This window comes from Flavicella sediminum (genome assembly GCF_006381105.1).
GTDB lineage: Bacteria > Bacteroidota > Bacteroidia > Flavobacteriales > Flavobacteriaceae > Flavicella > Flavicella sediminum.
The window spans coordinates 1-1643 of record NZ_VDET01000017.1; the positions used below are offsets into that span (position 1 = coordinate 1).

2 protein-coding genes are annotated in these 1643 nt (G+C 28.3%); both read left to right on the forward strand.

Features of this window, described 5'->3' with window-relative positions; genetic code table 11:
* Positions 1 to 156 precede the first annotated feature (156 nt).
* Positions 157 to 666: a hypothetical protein gene (locus FGM02_RS14705; RefSeq protein WP_139959258.1), complete on the forward strand. Its 510-nt coding sequence runs from the start codon at positions 157 to 159 to the stop codon at positions 664 to 666.
* Positions 667 to 854: 188 nt separating this feature from the next.
* Positions 855 to 1421, forward strand: a complete 567-nt coding sequence (locus FGM02_RS14710) for a hypothetical protein (protein ID WP_139959259.1) — start codon at positions 855 to 857, stop codon at positions 1419 to 1421.
* Positions 1422 to 1643: the final 222 nt, after the last annotated feature.

Here is a 1643-nt window from a genome sequence, read left to right on the forward strand (position 1 = left end):
ACCCGAACTTAATATTTAAACAATCAGTAGTTCTAATTCTTTTTTTGCCTTCTAAACGGCTAAAAAAAAGTATTCGAACGATACTAATTATATCAAAAAAAGGTCAAGCTATACAAGGATAATACATATGGCAGAACGCGAATTGAAAAACCGAAAATGAAAAGAATTTTATCTCTAATTATTGTTTTGAGTTTAACCAGTTGCAGATATTTTAATGTTAGTCCTGTAAACGGAATAACAACTAAAAATTTGACTGAAGAACCAACTCAATCGGAAATGATTGGAATTTGGGAAGTGGATAAATTCAGTTATGAATTAAATGAGCAAAAAGGATATGAAAAGAAAAAAATTGAACTAAATTTAAAGGAGAACGGAACTTTTAAAATAACCAACTTGCCGAATTATATCAATGTGTTTGACCAAACTGACGAAAAGTTTGTGAATACAAAGGGAACGTGGAGAATTGGAAAAGACTTTAAAGGAGAGAAATGGGTTTTAAATATTAGATTTGACAAAAGCGATCTGTATAAAAATGGAATGACAACTTCATATGATTTATATTTACAAGACGATGGAATTATAATTTGGTATTTTATCGGAGACCCAGATTCTGGAGAAAGATTTTTGTACCGAAAAAAAATAAAACCAGCTGCCAACACCGCATAAAGTTAATGTGGGTTTTTATTGTTTACTTCAAAGGTTTGTGTTTATTTATTATGTCACTCATACTTATTTGAGTATTTTTAGGTCGACAATGATAAAAACACAAAATAAGTATAAGCTTAGTGTTAGGCTGATAATTCTATGATTATCAACTCCCACACTAACCTTATACAAAACCGTTGCCAAACATTATGAAAAAAAAATCACTGTTTTTTATCGGAATATTTTTCATCATGCTTTCTTGTGAGTCCAAAAAAAAATCTGATAAAATTGATTCTCCTAAAAAAGAAATTACAGCAATGAATAATTGCCAAAATAACATATATCTAGATAATCTAAAAATAAACTTAATTGCTTGTGGAAATACACCTGAAAACTACACCTTAGAAAGAATAGAACAAAATATAGAAACTAAAATCAGTAAAAAAGAAAATAAGATTGCTGACGAAAATACTGGCGGACAAGAAACTTATTGGAATTTTGAATTTAAAGATCAAACAGGAAAATTATCACTGCAGATATGGGACAAAAAACTTCCTGAGTTTTATCTAACAAATCATAACATTTCTTTCAAAATAGGAAATAAAAAATTAAACGTTGGAGACCCTGTTGATAATTTAAAAACAATCATTAGTAAATATAAATACACTGAAAAAAAGAATGAAATTTATTTTCTATTAGATTATAGTTCTATATCATTTGGTATCAAAAGCGGAATTATAACATCAATAGGATTAACTGGAAATTATTTCTACTAAAAAAAACGTTAGGCAACACCGTATAAAATTAATGTGGGTTTTTATGGTTTTCCCAAAGTTTTGGTTTATTTATAAAGTCCGCTTAAACTTATTTATCTATTTTTAGGTCGACAAGATAAAAACACTAAATAAGTATAAGCTTAGTGGCTCGGCTGAAAATTCACGAATTTTCAAACTCCCACACTAACCTTATATAAAACCGTTAGCTTTAATTGTGTAATT

What these genes read in the sequence shown, in the direction of transcription:
- FGM02_RS14705 (WP_139959258.1), top strand. Translation starts at nt 157, where the DNA reads ATGAAAAGAATTTTATCTCTAATTATTGTTTTGAGTTTAACCAGTTGC.
- FGM02_RS14710 (WP_139959259.1), top strand. Translation starts at nt 855, where the DNA reads ATGAAAAAAAAATCACTGTTTTTTATCGGAATATTTTTCATCATGCTT.